This window comes from Polaribacter sp. PL03 (assembly GCF_033875165.1).
Classification (GTDB): Bacteria; Bacteroidota; Bacteroidia; order Flavobacteriales; family Flavobacteriaceae; genus Polaribacter.
In genome coordinates, this window is record NZ_JAWZSV010000004.1 from 569,595 (window position 1) to 571,538 (window position 1,944).

1 protein-coding gene is annotated in these 1,944 nt (G+C 26.5%); it reads right to left on the bottom strand.

Going from position 1 to position 1,944, the window contains the following annotated elements:
• Positions 1–325 precede the first annotated feature (325 nt).
• Entirely contained in the window at positions 326–1,816 is a 1,491-nt protein-coding gene (locus SHK09_RS11255) for a hypothetical protein (RefSeq protein WP_319810874.1), read from the bottom strand.
• Positions 1,817–1,944: the final 128 nt, after the last annotated feature.

Genomic DNA, 1,944 nt, shown 5'->3' on the forward strand with positions numbered 1-1,944 from the left:
TAAATTAAAGATACTTTTTGTTTTTAAGTGATACCTTTTGTTTTCTTCCACAATGTTAACCTTGATTTAATTTTCCGACGAGCGAGAGAGTGTTCCACAAACTTGAGATTAAAAGACATAAAAAACTTAAAAAATGAAAATATTTTCAGAATTTGAACAAAGTTTTTAAATTTCTGAGCAATTGAGCCTAACGTTGATGTATATGGTTTGTTGCGTGTTTCAAGCAACTAATTTAGTAAATAAATACCGACAAAGAAAGTCCGCGAGGACTTTCGTAAGTAGGCGATAAGCCAGCAATAAATTATATACGGTGTTAGCAAAAGTTTTACCTTTTCTTTTTTCTTAATCTTATATTTCCAACAGTTAAGTTTGCTTTTTGAGCAATTGGAGATGAACTTTTAATAATACTTCTACTATTTATTAATTCTTTAGGAGTCTGTCTTGATGGGATTAAGCTTATTAAAAGCCCTCGATTTGCAAGATTTCCATTTTTCCAGTTTACAGAACCTTCCAATAAGAATTCATTAAAACCATAAAAGGTGAAAAACTGATTATTAAGTTTTTCAAGTTTTTTTAATTTAGTTCCAATTGTAACACCTTCTTTTGTTTTCCATAGTGAATTTTTGTTTTTCATAGAAATTAAATCTAATTCTTTAAGCTCTTTTTTATTATTCCAGAAAAAAGTAACTTCATTTTTCGTGTTAGGGAAAAGTATAGTAGAATAAGGAGGAAGTTCACCGTCTACAGGTTCAGGGTCTCCTAGAAATATAACTTCTGTTCGAATATTTTTTTTTCCAAATTTTTCCTCAATTTCTTTTTGAGAATTGAAAATTAATAAATCATCTAAAATAAATTCATTTTCTACTTGCTCTATAGTTGTTACTCCATTCTCAATTCTTTTAGAAGTTTTTAATGTATATACATTGTTGCTAAAAGCATAAATTTCTATAGTTGTACAAGAGGCACCACAAGCTCCACCAAACTCTATACTTTTATTTTCTTTATTAATTTCATAAGTGGACCTACTACTAACATTAATAATATTCGTTAATTTATTTTTTTCTTCAGAATTACCAATATAAATATGTTCTTTTGTTTTTTTAAATACTTTTTTTGGTTCTAATGAATTATAGTCAAGTATTCGGAAACCTCTTGTCATATAAGCGGGTTCTCCTAATTCAATTAATAGTTCATCTTTACCATCATAGTCAAAATCTTCAAATTTAATGTAAGAGTTAATGTCTGATGATTTTATTTCTACTATTTCAATTAGTACTTTTTTTTCTTTCTTTGTTTTATTATTTTTTATTAGTAAAAAGCCTTCAAGAGCTTCTCTCTCTTCGTCAACTTTTAAAAATGTAAATGTAAAGTCTCTTATTGTTTTTGAATTGTTAGGAATAGTTTTTTCTTTCGTTAAAATACTATTATTCTGACTAATTATATTGTCGGAAGTTAGTATTAATGTAAAGTCTTTTGCTGAATTTCTGTTTGAATTATTCCAAGTTCCACTTATTCTATTTTTATCTATAAACTTCCCATTCCAAAATCCAGTTTGCTTACCTTTTTGGTCGAACTCATCCAATGATAATATACTGTCTTTTGAAAGGGTTCCTTTTATTTTAATATTTGTACCAATTTTATCGTAGTAATAAGTGCCTTTAACCTTTCCATTTATAGAATTTAGTTCCATATGTAAAGGGTATTTATTGTCTATTTTTCCAGTAAATGATTTAGTAAAGTTTAAATTCAATTTTTTTTCATTTCCATTACAAGAAATTATAAATAGAATAATTAGGGTAAATGAGTATTTTTTCAAGTTCATGTTTTTTGTATTATACTGATATAGGTTGACCTTTTTTTAGGTTAATTTATACCGTTCAAACTTTTTTTTTAGTCGTTTAGAAGGCAAAAAATATTTTGAACTAGTTTTGTTTTTAAATTGTT